The organism is Rubrivivax sp. JA1055 (assembly GCF_020966565.1).
Taxonomy (GTDB): domain Bacteria; phylum Pseudomonadota; class Gammaproteobacteria; order Burkholderiales; family Burkholderiaceae_C; genus Rubrivivax; species Rubrivivax benzoatilyticus.
Genome location: NZ_JAJKFP010000002.1, coordinates 1 through 15,815 on the forward strand (window position 1 = coordinate 1; position 15,815 = coordinate 15,815).

Below are 15,815 nucleotides of genomic sequence, written 5' to 3' on the forward strand. Positions count from 1 at the left end.
CGCCTTCGGCGATGGTGTCGCACTTCATGATGCCGCCGAAGATGTTGACGAGGATGCCTTTCACCTCGGGGTTCTTCAGCATGATCTTGAAGGCCTCGGTGACCTTCTCGGCGCTCGCGCCGCCGCCGACGTCCAGGAAGTTCGCCGGCTCGCCGCCGAAGAGCTTGATGGTGTCCATCGTCGCCATCGCCAGGCCGGCGCCGTTGACCAGGCAGCCGATGTTGCCGTCCAGGCTGATGTAGCTGAGGTCGAACTTGCTGGCCTCGACCTCGGCCGGGTCCTCTTCGTCCAGATCCCGGTAGGCGACGATCTCCGGATGCCGGAATAGCGCGTTGGCGTCGAAGTTGAACTTGGCGTCCAGCGCCTTGATGCCGCCGTGGCCTTCGAGGATCAGCGGGTTGATCTCGGCGAGGCTGGCGTCGCTGGCCATGTAGCAGGCGTAGAGCTTCTGGAAGACGTCGACCGCTTGCGCCTGGCTGGCCTCGGGCACGCCGATGCCCACCGCCAGTTCACGCGCCTGGGCTTCCGTCAGGCCCACCAGCGGGTCGACGAAGACCTTGAGGATCTTCTCCGGCGTGGCGTGCGCCACTTCCTCGATGTCCATGCCGCCTTCGGAGGACGCCATCAGCGCCACCTTCTGCGTCGCGCGGTCGGTCAGCGCGGCGACGTAGTACTCCTTCCGGATGTCGGCGCCTTCCTCGACCAGCAGCCGGCGCACCTTCTGGCCTGCGGGGCCGGTCTGGTGGGTGACGAGCTGCATGCCCAGGATCTGCGAGGCCAGGGTCTCGACCTCGGCCAGCGAACGCGCGAGCTTGACGCCGCCACCCTTGCCGCGCCCGCCGGCGTGGATCTGGGCCTTGACCACCCACACCGAGCCGCCGAGCTTCTGCGCCGCCTCCAGCGCCTCCTGCGCCGTGAACGCCGCATAACCCCGCGGCACCGGCACCCCGTGCGCGCGCAGCAGTTCCTTGGCCTGGTATTCGTGGATCTTCATGCCTGGTGGTCCTCGTCGTGAAGTCTTGCCAGTGTGGGCCGCGCGTCTGACCCGAGCCTAACGGCGGTCAAGCCGCGGCCGCGAGCCCGTTGTCGAAGTGCGCGTGCATCAGCCGTCGCGCCGCCTCGCCGTCGCGGGCGAGGATCGCGTCGACCAGCGCACGGTGCTCGGCCAGCGACTCCTCGATGCGCCCGTGCTTGAACAGCGAGTGGTGACGGTTGAGTTTCATGACCTTGCGCAGGTCGGTCACCACCTGGGTCGCCCAGCGGTTTCCGGCCGCGTCGAGCAGCGCCATGTGGAACTCCTCGTTGGTCGCGAAGAAGACGTCGCGATCGCCGGTCTCGGTCTCCAGCCGCGCATGCAGGCGGCGCAGGCGCTCGCGGTGGGCCTCGTCGGCGCGGGTGGCCACGGTGGCCGCGGCGTCGCTCTCCAGCAGCGCGAGCAGGTGGTAGACCTGGGCGACGTCGGCGGTGGACATCTCGGTGACGTAGGCGCCGCGGCGCACCTTCATCGTCACCAGGCCTTCGGTGGCCAGCACCTTCAGCGCCTCGCGCAGCGGCGTGCGGCTGATGCCGAACTCGGCGCACAGCTTCAGTTCGTCGATCCAGCTGCCGGGTTCGAGCCGGCGGGAGAAAATCTGCTGGCGCAGCCGTTCCGCGACTTCCTCGTAGAGGGCGCGGGGTGACAGCGGGCGGGCATCGGGGCGGTGCGGGACGTCGGCCACAGGCGAGCGGGGCAGGGTGGTCGGCGGGGCCGAGGGTGGATCTGAATTCATAATTTTGCATCACGCATCGGATGTGCCAGGTGCCTTGGTTCTAGGGAAAACCCCAAAATCGCAGCTCCGGCGTGGTGCAAGTCGTCGCCTCGCCTTCGGGTGCCGGGCCGCGAGCCGGCTCCGTTCGGTTGGCGTCGGCGACGCGAGCGGCGATCGCCTGGGTGTCCCGCCTGCAGCGGGCGAGCGCGGGTGCTCACGAAGCCTGCGAAGGCCCGGGTGGGCGCCGAACCCGGTCTCGGGGGGGGCGCCGTTAACCGACGTGTCAGGATCGTGTCGGACGCAGGAATTTATAATTATTCATGACAGCGGGCCCGGCGGCTTGCACAGCAGGAGACATCTCGATGAGCAACAGCCCCGACCCGCGCGAGAGCGGCGAGTTCGCCCCGTCGTCCCTCGAACAATGGCACAAGGCTGCCGCCAAGTCCGCGCCGGGTGGTGACGTCGAGGCGCTGAACTGGCAGACGCCCGAGGGCCTGACCGTCAAGCCGCTGTACACCGCGGCCGACACCGCCGACCTGCCCTACGCCGACACGCTGCCGGGCTTCGAGCCCTTCATCCGCGGCCCGCAGGCAACGATGTACGCGGTGCGCCCGTGGACCATCCGCCAGTACGCCGGCTTCTCCACCGCCGAGGAGTCGAACGCCTTCTACCGCAAGGCGCTGGCCGCCGGCGGCCAGGGCGTGTCGGTGGCCTTCGACCTGGCCACGCACCGCGGTTACGACAGCGACCATCCGCGCGTCACCGGCGACGTCGGCAAGGCCGGCGTGGCGATCGACTCGGTCGAGGACATGAAGATCCTGTTCGACGGCATCCCGCTGGACAAGGTCAGCGTCTCGATGACGATGAACGGCGCGGTGCTGCCGGTGCTGGCCGGTTACGTCGTCGCCGCCGAGGAGCAGGGCGTCGCCCAGGACCAGCTGTCGGGGACCATCCAGAACGACATCCTCAAGGAGTTCATGGTCCGCAACACGTACATCTATCCGCCCGAGCCTTCGATGCGGATCGTCGCGGACATCATCGAGTACACGGCACGCCAGATGCCGAAGTTCAACTCGATCTCGATCTCCGGCTACCACATGCAGGAGGCGGGTGCGAACCAGGCGCTGGAGCTCGCCTTCACGCTGGCCGACGGCAAGGAGTACGTGAAGACCGCCATCGCGCGTGGCCTGGACGTCGACGAGTTCGCCGGCCGCCTGAGCTTCTTCTGGGCGATCGGGATGAACTTCTATCTCGAGATCGCCAAGATGCGCGCCGCGCGCCTGCTGTGGTGCCGGATCATGAAGGGCTTCAACGCGAAGAAGCCCAAGAGCCTGATGCTGCGCACGCACTGCCAGACCTCGGGCTGGAGCCTCACCGAGCAGGACCCGTACAACAACATCGTGCGCACGACGGTCGAGGCGATGGCCGCGGTCTTCGGCGGCACGCAGAGCCTGCACACCAACAGCTTCGACGAGGCGATCGCGCTGCCCACCGAGTTCAGCTCGCGCATCGCCCGCAACACCCAGCTGATCATCCAGGAAGAGACCCAGATCACGAAGGTCGTCGACCCGTGGGCCGGCAGCTACCTGATGGAGAAGCTGACCCAGGACATGGCCGACAAGGCCTGGGCGATCATCGAGGAAGTCGAGGCCATGGGCGGCATGACCCGCGCCGTCGACTCGGGCTGGGCCAAGCTGAAGATCGAGGCCAGCGCCGCCGAGAAGCAGGCGCGCATCGACTCCGGCCAGGACGTCATCGTCGGCGTCAACAAGTACCGCAACACCAAGCAGGACAAGGTCGAGATCCTCGAGGTCGACAACGTCAAGGTGCGCGACGCGCAGATCGCCCGCCTGGCGCAGGTGCGCGCCGCGCGCGACGGCGCCAAGGTGCAGGCCGCGCTGGAGGCGCTGACCGCCGCCGCGCACAGCGGCGAAGGCAACCTGCTCGGCCTCGCCATCGACGCGATGCGCGTGCGCGCCACCGTCGGCGAGGTCAGCGACGCGCTGGAGAAGGTCTACGGGCGCCACCGCGCCGACATCCAGAAGGTGACCGGGGTGTACGCAGCCGCCTACGACAGCGCCGAGGGCTGGGACAAGCTCAAGGCCGAGATCGACGAGTTCGCCGAACAGCAGGGCCGCCGCCCGCGCGTGATGATCGCCAAGCTGGGCCAGGACGGCCACGACCGCGGCGCCAAGGTCGTGGCCACGGCCTTCGCCGACCTGGGCTTCGACGTCGACATCGGCGCGCTGTTCCAGACGCCCGAGGAATGCGCGCGCCAGGCGATAGAGAACGACGTGCACGCGGTCGGCGTCAGCACGCTGGCCGCCGGCCACAAGACGCTGGTGCCGGCGATCATCAACGCGCTGAAGGCCCAGGGCGGCGACGACATCGTCGTCTTCGCCGGCGGCGTGATCCCGCAGCAGGACTACGACTTCCTCTTCGAGGCCGGCGTCAAGGGCATCTACGGCCCCGGCACGCCGATCCCGGCCAGCGCCAAGGACGTGCTCGAGCAGATCAAGAAGGCGCTGGGCTGAGCCCGTCGCCGCCGTCTCGAGAAGTCCATGCCTGACCCCGACCAGGCGCTGCTCGCGTCCTTGCTCGGCCCCGCGGGGCCGATGCAGCGGCGCGCGCTGGCCAAGACCATCACGCTGCTGGAGTCCACGCGCGCCGACCACCGCCTGCGCGCCGACGAACTCCTCAACGCTGTGCTGCCGCACACCGGGCGCGCCTTGCGCCTGGGCATCAGCGGCGTGCCGGGCGTGGGCAAGAGCACCTTCATCGAGGCGCTGGGCCTGCACCTGATCGGCCGCGGCCACCGCGTCGCGGTGCTCGCCGTCGACCCCTCGTCCAGCGTCTCCGGCGGCTCGATCCTCGGCGACAAGACGCGCATGGAGCGGCTGTCCTCCGACGAGCGCGCCTTCATCCGCCCCAGCCCGGCCGGCCGCACGCTGGGCGGCGTGGCCGAGAAGACGCGCGAGGCGATGCTGGTCTGCGAGGCCGCCGGCCACGACGTCGTCATCGTCGAGACCGTCGGCGTCGGCCAGAGCGAGACCGCGGTCGCCAACATGACCGACATGTTCGTGCTGCTGCAGCTGCCCAACGCCGGCGACGACCTGCAGGCGATCAAGAAGGGCGTGATGGAGCTGGCCGACCTGGTGGTCATCAACAAGGCCGACCTCGACCCCGACGCCGCGACGCGCGCCCGGGCCCAGATCACCAGCGCGCTGCGTTTCCTGGGGCCGCACGCCGCCGCCCCGGCGCAGGTGCTGCAGCTGAGCGCGCTGAAGGGCAGCGGGCTCGACGAATTCTGGGCCGCGGTCTCGGGCTTCAACGAGCGCCAGCTCGACAGCGGCCGGCTCGCCGCACGTCGCCGCGCCCAGGACGAAGCCTGGATGTGGGACCGCATCGAAGCCGGCCTGCGCCAGCGCTTCAAGCAACACCCGGCGGTGCGCGACGCGCTGCCGACGATCACCGACGACGTGCTCTCCGGGCGGCTGGCCGCCTCGGTGGCGGCGCGCCGTCTGCTCGACCTGATGGACTGAACGAGGAGACAGACTTCATGCACGACATCATCGAACAACTCGAGAAGAAGCGCGCCGCCGCCCGCCTGGGCGGGGGCCAGAAGCGCATCGACTCGCAGCATGCCAAGGGCAAGCTGACGGCACGCGAGCGCATCGAGCTGCTGCTCGACGAAGGCACGTTCGAGGAATGGGACATGTTCGTCGAACACCGCTGCACGGAGTTCGGCATGGCCGGCAAGACGATCCCGGGCGATGGCGTCGTCACCGGCTACGGCATGATCAACGGCCGCCTGGTGTTCGTCTTCAGCCAGGACTTCACCGTCTTCGGCGGCGCGCTGTCGGAAGCGCACGCCGAGAAGATCTGCAAGATCATGGACCAGGCGATGAAGGTCGGTGCCCCGGTCATCGGCCTGAACGACTCGGGCGGCGCACGCATCCAGGAAGGCGTGGCCTCGCTGGGCGGTTATGCCGAGGTCTTCCAGCGCAACGTGATGGCCTCCGGCGTCGTGCCGCAGATCAGCCTGATCATGGGCCCCTGCGCCGGCGGCGCCGTGTACTCGCCGGCGATGACCGACTTCATCTTCATGGTGAAGGACAGCTCGTACATGTTCGTCACCGGCCCGGACGTCGTGAAGACCGTGACGCACGAGGAAGTCACCGCCGAGGAGCTGGGCGGCGCGATCACCCACACGACCAAGAGCGGCGTCGCCGACCTCGCCTTCGACAACGACGTCGAGGCGATCCTGATGCTGCGCCGCTTCTTCAACTACATCCCGCTGAACAACCGCGAGCGCGCCCCGGTGCGCCCCAGCGGCGACCCGGCGGAGCGCATCGACGAGTCGCTGGACACGCTGGTTCCGGACAACCCGAACAAGCCCTACGACATGAAGGAGCTGATCACGAAGGTGGTCGACGACCGCGAGTTCTTCGAGATCCAGCCCGACAACGCCAAGAACATCGTCGTCGGCTTCGGCCGCATGAACGGCGAGGCCGTCGGCATCGTCGCCAACAACCCGATGGTCCTGGCCGGCTGCCTGGACATCAAGAGCAGCATCAAGGCGGCGCGCTTCGTGCGCTTCTGCGACGCCTTCAACATCCCGGTCGTGACCTTCGTCGACGTGCCCGGCTTCATGCCCGGCACCTCGCAGGAGTACGGCGGCATCATCAAGCACGGCGCCAAGCTGCTCTACGCGTATGCCGAGTGCACGGTGCCCAAAATCACCGTCATCACGCGCAAGGCCTACGGCGGCGCCTACGACGTGATGAGCTCCAAGCACCTGCGCGGCGACGTCAACTTCGCCTGGCCCAACGCCGAGATCGCGGTGATGGGCGCCAAGGGCGCGGTCGAGATCATCTTCCGCGAGGACAAGGCCGACCCGGCCAAGCTCGCCGCGCGCGAAGCCGAATACAAGGCGCGCTTCGCCAACCCCTTCGTGGCCGGCGCCCGCGGCTACATCGACGACGTCATCCAGCCGCACGAGACGCGCAAGCGCATCTGCCGCTCGCTGGCGATGCTCAAGGACAAGAAGCTGGAAAACCCGTGGCGCAAGCACGGGAACATCCCTCTTTGATGCATTCCTCCCTCTCCCGCGGCTGCGGGAGAGGGCAGGGGTGAGGGTGACCGCGTACCACGTCCCTCACCCCAACCCTCTCCCGCGAACGGGAGAGGGAGCCGAACCGAATTCCGGAGAGAACTTCATGTTCAAGAAGATCCTGATCGCCAACCGCGGCGAGATTGCCTGCCGCGTCATCAAGACGGCGAAGAAGCTGGGCATCGCGACGGTGGCCGTCTATTCCGACGCCGACCGCGACGCGCGTCACGTCGAGCTGGCCGACGAGGCCGTGCACATCGGCCCGGCGCCCAGCCGCGAGAGCTACCTGGTCGCCGACAAGATCATCGCCGCCGCCAAGCAGACCGGCGCCGAGGCCATCCACCCCGGTTACGGCTTCCTGTCCGAGAACGAGGACTTCGCCCGCCGTATCGAGGAGGAAGGCATCGTCTTCATCGGCCCGAAGCATTACAGCATCGCGGCGATGGGCGACAAGATCGCCTCCAAGAAGCTGGCCAACGAGGCCGGCGTCAGCACCATCCCGGGCTGGAACGAGGCCATCGAGTCGCCCGAGCAGGCCGTCGAGATCGCGCGCGGCATCGGCTACCCGGTGATGATCAAGGCCAGCGCCGGCGGCGGCGGCAAGGGCCTGCGCGTGGCCTTCAACGACAAGGAGGCGCACGAGGGCTTCGCCTCGTGCCGCAACGAGGCCAAGAACAGCTTCGGCGACGACCGCGTCTTCATCGAGAAGTTCGTCGAGGAGCCGCGCCACATCGAGATCCAGGTGCTCGGCGACGCCCACGGCAACGTCGTCTACCTGCACGAGCGCGAGTGCTCGATCCAGCGCCGCCACCAGAAGGTCATCGAGGAGGCGCCGTCGCCGTTCATCAGCGACGCCACGCGCAAGGCCATGGGCGAGCAGGCCGTCGCGTTGGCCAAGGCGGTGAAGTACCAGTCGGCCGGCACCGTCGAGTTCGTCGTCGGCAAGGACCAGAGCTTCTATTTCCTGGAGATGAACACGCGGCTGCAGGTGGAGCACCCGGTCACCGAGTGCATCACCGGCATCGACCTCGTCGAGCAGATGCTGCGTGTGGCCGCCGGCGAGCCGCTGCCGTTCAAGCAGGCCGACATCCCGCGCCGCGGCTGGGCCATCGAGTGCCGCATCAACGCCGAGGACCCGTTCCGCAACTTCCTGCCGTCCACCGGCCGCCTGGTGCGCTACATGCCGCCGGCGCAGACGATGGAAGCGGCGATGCCGGTGCCCGCCGGCGGCGGCGTGCGCGTGGACACCGGCGTCTACGAAGGCGGCGAGATCCCGATGCAGTACGACTCGATGATCGCCAAGCTCATCGTGCACGGGCTGGACCGCGACGACGCCATCGCCCGCATGCGCGAGGCGCTCAACGGCTTCGTCATCCGCGGCGTGTCGAGCAACATCCCGTTCCAGTCGGCGCTGCTGGCGCACCCGAAGTTCGTCGCCGGCCAGTTCAACACCGGCTTCATCGCCGAGCACTACGGCCGCGGCTTCCGCGCCGAGGACGTGCCGCACGACGACCCCGACTTCCTCGTCGCGCTGGTGGCCACCGTCTACCGCCGCTACCTCGGCCGCGCCGCCGGCATCAGCGGCCAGCTCGCGGGCCACAACCTGCGCATCGGCACCGACTTCGTCGTCGTCGTGCGCGGCGAGGCCGGCGAGCACACCCACGTGCCGGTGAAGATCGAGGTCGCGGGCAACACGACGACGGTCAGCGTCAACGGCCGCAGCTACGGCATCGTCAAGGAATGGCGCTTCGGCTCGATCCGCGCCACCGGCACCTGCAACGGCCGCCCGTTCACCGCCCAGGCCGAGCGCCACGGCGTCTGGTACAGCGTGGCGCACAACGGCCGCCGCATCGACGCGATGGTGATGCGCGCCCGCGCCGCCGAGCTGCTGCGCGTGATGCCGTTCAAGCCGCCGGCGGACATGAGCAAGTTCCTGCTGTCGCCGATGCCGGGCCTGCTGGTGCAGGTCGCGGTGAAGCCGGGGCAGACGGTCGTGGCCGGCGAACGTCTGGCGGTCATCGAAGCGATGAAAATGGAGAACATCCTCACGGCGTCCCAGGACGGGACCGTCGCCGAGGTGCTGGCCGAGCAGGGCGAGAGCCTGGCGGTCGACCAGCCCATCATCCGCTTCGCCTGAGTTCATGACCCTGATCGACGAGACCCTCCCGAAGACCCTTGCCCCCTGGACGCGCGAGCGGGTGCTCGCGCTGCTGGAGCTGCCGTTCATGGACCTCGTGCGGCGCGCCGCCGAGGTCCACGCACGGCACTGGCCCCAGGGCGACATCGAGCTGGCCTCGCTGCTGTCGATCAAGACCGGCGGCTGCCCCGAGGACTGCGGCTACTGCCCGCAGTCCTCGCGCCACGACACCGGCGTCGGCGCGGCGAAGATGCTCGACGTCGACGAGGTGCTGGCCAAGGCGCGTGCCGCCAAGGCCGCCGGCGCGACGCGTTTCTGCATGGGCGCCGCCTGGCGCTCGCCCAAGGACCGCGACGTCGAGAAGGTCGCGGCGCTGGTGCGCGAGGTGCACGCGCTCGGGCTGGAGACCTGCGCGACGCTGGGCATGCTCGAGCCCGAGCAGGCGCGCACGCTGCGCGAGGCCGGTCTCGACTACTACAACCACAACCTCGACACCGCGCCCGAGTTCTACGGCGAGGTCATCGGCACGCGCGTCTACGAGGACCGGCTGCAGACGCTGCGCCACGTGCGCGAGGCCGGGCTCAAGGTCTGCTGCGGCGGCATCGTCGGCATGGGCGAGACGCGCGCCCACCGTGCCGGGCTGATCGCCGAACTCGCGGCGCTGGACCCGGCGCCCGACTCGGTGCCGATCAACAGCCTGGTGCGGGTGCCCGGCACGCCGCTGGCCGACGCGCCGCCGGTCGACCCGTTCGAGCTGGTGCGTGTCGTCGCCGCGGCGCGCATCGTCATGCCGCACTCGCGCGTGCGGCTGTCGGCCGGGAGGCGCGAGCTCGGCGACGGCATCCAGGCGCTGTGTTTCCTGGCCGGCGCCAACTCGATCTTCTATTGCGACCAGCTGCTCGTCACCGGCAACGCCGACGCCGAGGACGACCGCCGGCTGCTGTCGCGCCTGAACCTGTCCCCGACGAAGAAGGAGGTGTCCGCATGACCCGTCCGTTCCGTGTGCTGGGCATCCAGCAGATCGCCATCGGCGGCCCCGACAAGCAGCGGCTGAAGTCGCTGTGGGTCGACATGTTCGGCCTGACCGTGAAGAGCACGTTCGTCAGCGAACGCGAGAACGTCGACGAGGACATCTGCGCGCTGGGCAGCGGCCCGCACGCCGTCGAGGTCGACCTGATGCAGCCGGTCGACCCGGAGAAGAAGCCGGCCGTGCACGCCACGCCGCTGAACCACGTCGGCCTGTGGATCGACGACCTGCCGACAGCCGTGCAGTGGCTGACGGCGCAGGGCGTGCGTTTCGCGCCCGGCGGCATCCGCAAGGGCGCGGCCGGCCACGACATCTGCTTCGTGCACCCGAAGTCCAACGACGAGTTCCCGTTCTCGGGCGAGGGTGTGCTGATCGAGCTGGTGCAGGCGCCGCCCGAGGTGATCTCGGCGCTGTCCTGAACCCGGCGCCGCCATCGGGGTCACAGGGGCTGCCCGCCGGGCGAGCGCCCCGCCCCCACTCCTGGACGACGACGTGACGATGCCTGCCTTGCGCCCGATGTTCTCCTTGCTGGCCGCCGCGCTGGCATTGGCCGCCGGCACCGGCGCCCAGGCCCAGCTCGCGGTGCCGATCGTCGTCGCGCCCGAGCACGGGGCTTCGCCGGCCGACGGCCGCTGGCGCGGCTCGGGCGGTGCCGCGGCGACGCTGAGCTCGGGCAACACCGACGGCGCCGCCGTCTCGCTGAACATCGACGCGGTGCGCGCGACACGGCGCGACCGCGTCACGCTCGGCGGCACGCTGAACTACGGCCGCAGCGAGGTCGACGGCGAGCGCGAGACCACCGCCGACCGCTGGAGCGCCAGCGGCCGCTACGACTACAACCTCGGCCCCCATGCCTTCGTCTACGGCCGGGCGCTGATCGAGAGCGACCGGGTCGTCGAGCTCGACCGCCGCGACAGCGTCGACGCCGGCCTGGGCTGGAAACTCGTCGACGACGAGGACACCAGCTTCAGCGTCTTCTCCGGCCTCGGCCGTGTCGTCGACCGCTACACCGAAGAGCAGAGCTTCGACGGCCGCCGTGGCTCGCGTTTCGCGCGCACCACGCTGGCGCTGGGCGAGGAGTCCAGCCACCGCCTGACGCCGACCGTCGAGCTGCGCCAGCGCCTGGACGTCGCGCCGTCGATCTCGGGCGACCGCACGACGCTGCTGCGCTTCTCCGGCACGCTGGCGGTGGCGCTGAACTCGACGCTGAGCCTGACGGTCACGCTGTCGGACCAGTTCAACAGCGAGCCGCCCGACGGCGTGCGCCGCAACGACCTGACGCTGTTCACCGGCCTGAACCTGAAGTTCGGCCCGTCGCCGGCTCCCTGAGCGGCGGCCGCGGCGCCGCCATCGCAGCCTGATGGCTTCGCTCGGCGCGAAGGCTTGCTTCGTATCATCGGCATGGTTTTGTGGTTTGCGAAGGGATAGACTGCGCAGCGGCCCATGCGCTTCGACCTCGTCACCCTCAACCTCGTGCTTGCGATCGCCGACACCCGCAGCATCACCGCCGGCGCCAAGCGTGAGCATCTCGCGCTGGCGGCGGCGAGCCGGCGGCTGTCGGACCTGGAGGCACGTTTCGGCGTCGCGCTGTTCGAGCGCCGGGCGCGCGGTGTCGAGCCCACCGAAGCCGGCCGTGCGCTGGTGCGCCACATCCGCGGCCTGCATGCCTCGCTGCATGCGCTGGAGAGCGAGGTCGCCGAGTTCTCCCGCGGCATCAAGGGTCACCTGCTGGTCGTCGCCAACGCCGGCGCGATCGCCGAGTGCCTGCCGCCGGACCTGGCGGCGTTCTCGCAGGCCCATCCGCAGATCCGCATCAGCCTCGAGGACCAGACCAGCTCCGAGGTCCAGGCCTCGGTGGCCGAAGGCCGCGCCGACGTCGGCATCTTCGTGCCGCCGCAACTGGACAACCGCCTCACCACCTGGCGCTATCGCGGCGGCTCGCTGGCCGCGATGGTGCCGCGCGGCCACGTGCTGGCCGCCGGCACGCGCGTGCGTTTCGAGGCCCTGCTGGATCACGACATCGTCGGCCTGCACGCCGGTGCCGCAGCGCAGGAGACGATGCGCGCCGAGGCCGAGGCGCGCGGCCGCACGCTGAAGGCGCGGCTGCAGGTGCGCGGCTTCGACGCCATCGCCCAGCTCGTCGAAGCCGGGCTCGGCGTCGCCGTGCTGCCGGCGGCCGTGGCCGAGCGCCTGGCGCAGGTGTTCGCGGTGCACGTGCTCGCGCTTGACGAGCCCTGGGCCGCACGCGAATACCGTCTGGCGGTGCGCACGCAGGACGTCCTGCCCGCCGTCGTGCAGCGTTTCGTCCAGACGCTGCGCACTTCAGAATCCTGACCGAGGAACTCCGATGACCGCTCGCACGCTCTACGACAAGCTCTGGGACGAGCACGTCGTGCACACCGAGGAAGACGGCACTGCCGTGCTCTACATCGACCGCCACCTCGTGCACGAGGTGACGAGCCCGCAGGCCTTCGAAGGGCTGCGGCTGGCCGGCCGCAAGGTCTGGCGCGTCAGCTCCATCGTCGCCACCGCCGACCACAACACGCCGACCACCGGCTGGGCCGAGGGCTACGACGGCATCCGCGACCCGATCTCCAAGCAGCAGATCACGACGCTGGACGCCAACATCCGCGCCTTCGGCGCCGCCGCCTACTTCCCGTTCCTGGACCAGCGCCAGGGCATCGTGCACGTCATCGGCCCGGAGAACGGCGCCACGCTGCCGGGCATGACGGTGGTCTGCGGCGACAGCCACACCAGCACCCACGGCGCCTTCGGCGCGCTGGCGCACGGCATCGGCACCAGCGAGGTCGAGCACGTGCTGGCGACGCAGACGCTGCTGGCCAAGAAGGCCAAGAACATGCTGGTGAAGGTCGAAGGCCGTCTGGGCCGCGGCGTCACCGCCAAGGACGTCGTGCTGGCGATCATCGGCCGCATCGGCACCGCCGGCGGCACCGGCTACACGATCGAGTTCGGCGGCTCGGCGATCCGTTCGCTGAGCATGGAAGGCCGGATGACGGTCTGCAACATGGCGATCGAGGCCGGCGCGCGCGCCGGGCTGGTGGCCGTCGACGACACGACGATCGAGTACGTGAAGGGCCGGCCGTTCGCACCGAGCGGGGTCGCCTGGGACCACGCCGTCGCCCACTGGCGCACGCTGCACAGCGACCCGGGTGCGCACTTCGACGCCGTCGTCGAGCTCGACGCGGCGCAGATCCTGCCGCAGGTCACCTGGGGCACCAGCCCGGAGATGGTGCTGCCGGTGGACGGCCGCGTGCCCGACCCGGACAAGGAGAAGGACGCCGTCAAGCGCGCCGCGATCGAGCGCGCGCTGGTCTACATGGGCCTGGAGCCGAACAAGGCGCTGACCGACATCGCGGTCGACCGCGTGTTCATCGGCTCGTGCACCAACAGCCGCATCGAGGACCTGCGCGCCGCCGCCGAGGTCGTGCGCCGCGTCGGCGGGCGCGTCGCGGCCAACGTCAAGCAGGCGCTGGTCGTGCCGGGCTCGGGCCGCGTCAAGGCCCAGGCCGAGGCCGAAGGCCTGCACGAGGTCTTCCGCGGCGCCGGTTTCGAGTGGCGCGAGCCGGGCTGCAGCATGTGCCTGGCGATGAACGCCGACCGCATCGAGCCGGGCGAGCGCTGTGCCTCGACCAGCAACCGCAACTTCGAAGGCCGCCAGGGCGCCGGCGGCCGCACCCACCTCGTGAGCCCGGCAATGGCCGCCGCGGCCGCGCTGGCGGGCCATTTCGTCGACGTGCGCCGCGTCGCCTGATCTCCCGAGGAGAAACGTCATGAAGCGTTCGTTCGCCGCACTGCTGGCCTGCCTCGCCGTCGTCGCGCTGGCCGGCTGCAACACCGTCAAGGGCGTCGGCCAGGACATTCAAAAAGCCGGCCAGGCCATCGAAGGCGCAGCCAAGAAGTGACCGCCATGCAAGCCTTCACCGTGCACCAGGGGCTCGTGGCCCCGATGGACCGCGCCAACGTCGACACCGACGCGATCATCCCGAAGCAGTTCCTGAAGTCGATCGCGCGCACCGGCTTCGGCCCCAACCTGTTCGACGAATGGCGCTACCTGGACCGCGGCGAGCCCGGCCAGGACCCGGCCGCCCGCAAGCCGAACCCGGACTTCGTGCTCAACCAGCCGCGCTACGCCGGCGCCTCCGTGCTGCTGGCGCGCGAGAACTTCGGCTGCGGCTCCAGCCGCGAGCACGCGCCCTGGGCGCTGCAGCAGTACGGCTTTCGCGCCATCCTCGCGCCGAGCTTCGCCGACATCTTCTTCAACAACTGCTTCAAGAACGGCCTGCTGCCGATCGTGCTGCCGGAGTCGCAGGTCGCGCGCCTGTTCGACGAGGTCGCGGCCTTCCCGGGCTACACGCTGACGGTGGACCTGCCGCGTCAGGTGATCGTCAAGCCCGACGGCAGCGAACTGCCCTTCGAGGTGCAGCCCTTCCGCAAGTACTGCCTCGTCAACGGCTTCGACGACATCGGCCTGACGCTGCGCCACGCCGACAAGATCCGCGCCTACGAGGCCGAGCGCCTGGCCAGGATGCCCTGGCTCGACCAGCGCCTCGTCGGCTGACAAGCCGCCAACACCCAAGGACAACCATGAAGATCGCCATCCTCCCGGGTGACGGCATCGGCACCGAGATCGTCGCCGAAGCCGTCAAGGTGCTGAACGTGCTGGAGCTGCCGTTCGAGACCGAGACCGCGCTCGTCGGCGGCGCCGCCTACGCCGCGCACGGCCATCCGCTGCCGGAATCGACGCTGGCGCTGGCCAAGGCCGCCGACGCGGTGCTGTTCGGCGCCGTCGGCGACTGGAAGTACGACACGCTGGAGCGTTCGCTGCGCCCCGAGCAGGCGATCCTCGGCCTGCGCAAGCACCTCGGCCTGTTCGCCAACCTGCGCCCGGCGCTGTGCTACGAGCAGCTGACGCATGCCTCGAGCCTGAAGCCCGAGCTGGTGGCGGGCCTGGACATCCTGATCATCCGCGAGCTGACCGGCGACATCTATTTCGGCCAGCCGCGCGGCCGCCGCATCGCCGTCGACGGCCACTTCCCGGGTGCGGAAGAAGCCTTCGACACGATGCGCTACAGCCGGCCGGAGATCGAGCGCATCGCCCACGTCGCGTTCCAGGCGGCGCGCAAGCGTCGCGGCAAGGTCACCAGCGTCGACAAGGCCAACGTGCTCGAGACCTTCCAGTTCTGGAAGGACGTCGTCACCGAGGTCCACGCCCAGTACCCGGACGTCGAGCTCGAGCACATGTACGTCGACAACGCCGCGATGCAGCTGGTCAAGGCGCCGAAGAAGTTCGACGTCGTCTTCACCGGCAACATGTTCGGCGACATCCTGTCCGACGAGGCGGCGATGCTCACCGGCTCGATCGGCATGCTGCCCAGCGCCTCGCTCGACCAGAACAACAAGGGCCTGTACGAGCCCAGCCACGGCAGCGCGCCGGACATCGCGGGGCAGGGCATCGCCAACCCGCTGGCTACAATCCTGTCGGCCGCCATGATGCTCCGCTACACCCTCGCCCAGCCCGAAGCCGCCGACCGCATCGAGTCGGCCGTGCGCGCCGTGCTGGCCGCCGGTCTGCGCACGGCCGACATCTGGTCCGAAGGCACGCAGCGCGTCGGCACCGCCCAGATGGGCGACGCCGTCGTCGCGGCGATCACCGGCAAAACGATTACCAAGAGCTGAAGCTCTCGGATCGTCTCGCCCCCACTCCAGGACCCCGGCGAAGCGAGCCGGGGCAGGGCAGAAGGGGTCCGGGACACGTCGAAAAGGTGGATA

At 69.6% G+C, this 15,815-nt stretch carries 14 protein-coding genes; 12 read left to right on the plus strand and 2 right to left on the minus strand.

Translation table 11 applies throughout. From position 1 onward, the window contains the following. Together sucC and LOC65_RS03015 are read right to left on the minus strand one after the other, a co-directional pair. Nucleotides 1–994 (minus strand): ADP-forming succinate--CoA ligase subunit beta (sucC, locus tag LOC65_RS03010; RefSeq protein ID WP_230246597.1); only part of this gene is annotated, 994 nt, incomplete at its 3' end. Nucleotides 995–1,061: 67 nt separating this feature from the next. Continuing rightward, nucleotides 1,062–1,718 (minus strand): GntR family transcriptional regulator, encoded by a 657-nt coding sequence (locus tag LOC65_RS03015; protein WP_230246598.1) that lies wholly within the window; start codon nt 1,716–1,718, stop codon nt 1,062–1,064. A 392-nt stretch (nt 1,719–2,110) separates the two neighbouring features. Between LOC65_RS03015 and scpA the strand changes: the two genes are divergently transcribed. The 12 genes from scpA to leuB all read left to right on the plus strand — a co-directional run bounded on the left by scpA (nt 2,111) and on the right by leuB (nt 15,722). Continuing rightward, complete coding sequence (gene scpA, locus LOC65_RS03020; RefSeq protein WP_230246599.1) at nt 2,111–4,282, plus strand: methylmalonyl-CoA mutase; 2,172 nt, start codon at nt 2,111–2,113, stop codon at nt 4,280–4,282. 27 nt (nt 4,283–4,309) lie between these two features. Beyond that, on the plus strand, nt 4,310–5,290 hold the full coding sequence (gene meaB / locus LOC65_RS03025; RefSeq protein WP_230246600.1) for a methylmalonyl Co-A mutase-associated GTPase MeaB: 981 nt from the start codon (nt 4,310–4,312) through the stop codon (nt 5,288–5,290). Nucleotides 5,291–5,307: 17 nt separating this feature from the next. Continuing rightward, nucleotides 5,308–6,840 carry an acyl-CoA carboxylase subunit beta gene (locus tag LOC65_RS03030; RefSeq protein WP_009857185.1) on the plus strand — a complete coding sequence of 511 codons (1,533 nt, stop codon included), beginning with the start codon at nt 5,308–5,310 and terminating at the stop codon, nt 6,838–6,840. Between the two features lie 127 nt (nt 6,841–6,967). Next, nucleotides 6,968–8,998: an acetyl-CoA carboxylase biotin carboxylase subunit gene (gene accC, locus LOC65_RS03035; RefSeq protein WP_230246601.1), complete on the plus strand. Its 2,031-nt coding sequence runs from the start codon at nt 6,968–6,970 to the stop codon at nt 8,996–8,998. A 4-nt stretch (nt 8,999–9,002) separates the two neighbouring features. Further along, nucleotides 9,003–9,986, plus strand: coding sequence for a biotin synthase BioB (gene bioB / locus LOC65_RS03040; RefSeq protein WP_230246602.1), 984 nt, complete (start codon nt 9,003–9,005; stop codon nt 9,984–9,986). Beyond that, nucleotides 9,983–10,444 carry a VOC family protein gene (locus LOC65_RS03045; RefSeq protein WP_009855909.1) on the plus strand — a complete coding sequence of 154 codons (462 nt, stop codon included), beginning with the start codon at nt 9,983–9,985 and terminating at the stop codon, nt 10,442–10,444. The genes bioB and LOC65_RS03045 overlap by 4 nt, the downstream gene beginning before the upstream one ends. A 79-nt stretch (nt 10,445–10,523) precedes the next feature. Beyond that, nucleotides 10,524–11,354, plus strand: coding sequence for a YdiY family protein (locus LOC65_RS03050; protein WP_138938772.1), 831 nt, complete (start codon nt 10,524–10,526; stop codon nt 11,352–11,354). 114 nt (nt 11,355–11,468) lie between these two features. After that, nucleotides 11,469–12,359 (plus strand): LysR family transcriptional regulator, encoded by an 891-nt coding sequence (locus tag LOC65_RS03055; protein WP_009855911.1) that lies wholly within the window; start codon nt 11,469–11,471, stop codon nt 12,357–12,359. Nucleotides 12,360–12,372: 13 nt separating this feature from the next. Then, the gene (gene leuC / locus LOC65_RS03060) at nt 12,373–13,797 is read left to right on the plus strand and encodes a 3-isopropylmalate dehydratase large subunit (RefSeq protein ID WP_009855912.1); all 1,425 of its coding nucleotides are present in this window, start codon (nt 12,373–12,375) and stop codon (nt 13,795–13,797) included. A gap of 19 nt (nt 13,798–13,816) precedes the next feature. After that, nucleotides 13,817–13,948: an entericidin A/B family lipoprotein gene (locus tag LOC65_RS03065; protein ID WP_009855913.1), complete on the plus strand. Its 132-nt coding sequence runs from the start codon at nt 13,817–13,819 to the stop codon at nt 13,946–13,948. 5 nt (nt 13,949–13,953) lie between these two features. Further along, nucleotides 13,954–14,604 (plus strand): 3-isopropylmalate dehydratase small subunit, encoded by a 651-nt coding sequence (leuD, locus tag LOC65_RS03070; RefSeq protein WP_164962877.1) that lies wholly within the window; start codon nt 13,954–13,956, stop codon nt 14,602–14,604. Between the two features lie 26 nt (nt 14,605–14,630). Continuing rightward, on the plus strand, nt 14,631–15,722 hold the full coding sequence (gene leuB, locus LOC65_RS03075) for a 3-isopropylmalate dehydrogenase (RefSeq protein ID WP_230246603.1): 1,092 nt from the start codon (nt 14,631–14,633) through the stop codon (nt 15,720–15,722). Nucleotides 15,723–15,815: the final 93 nt, after the last annotated feature.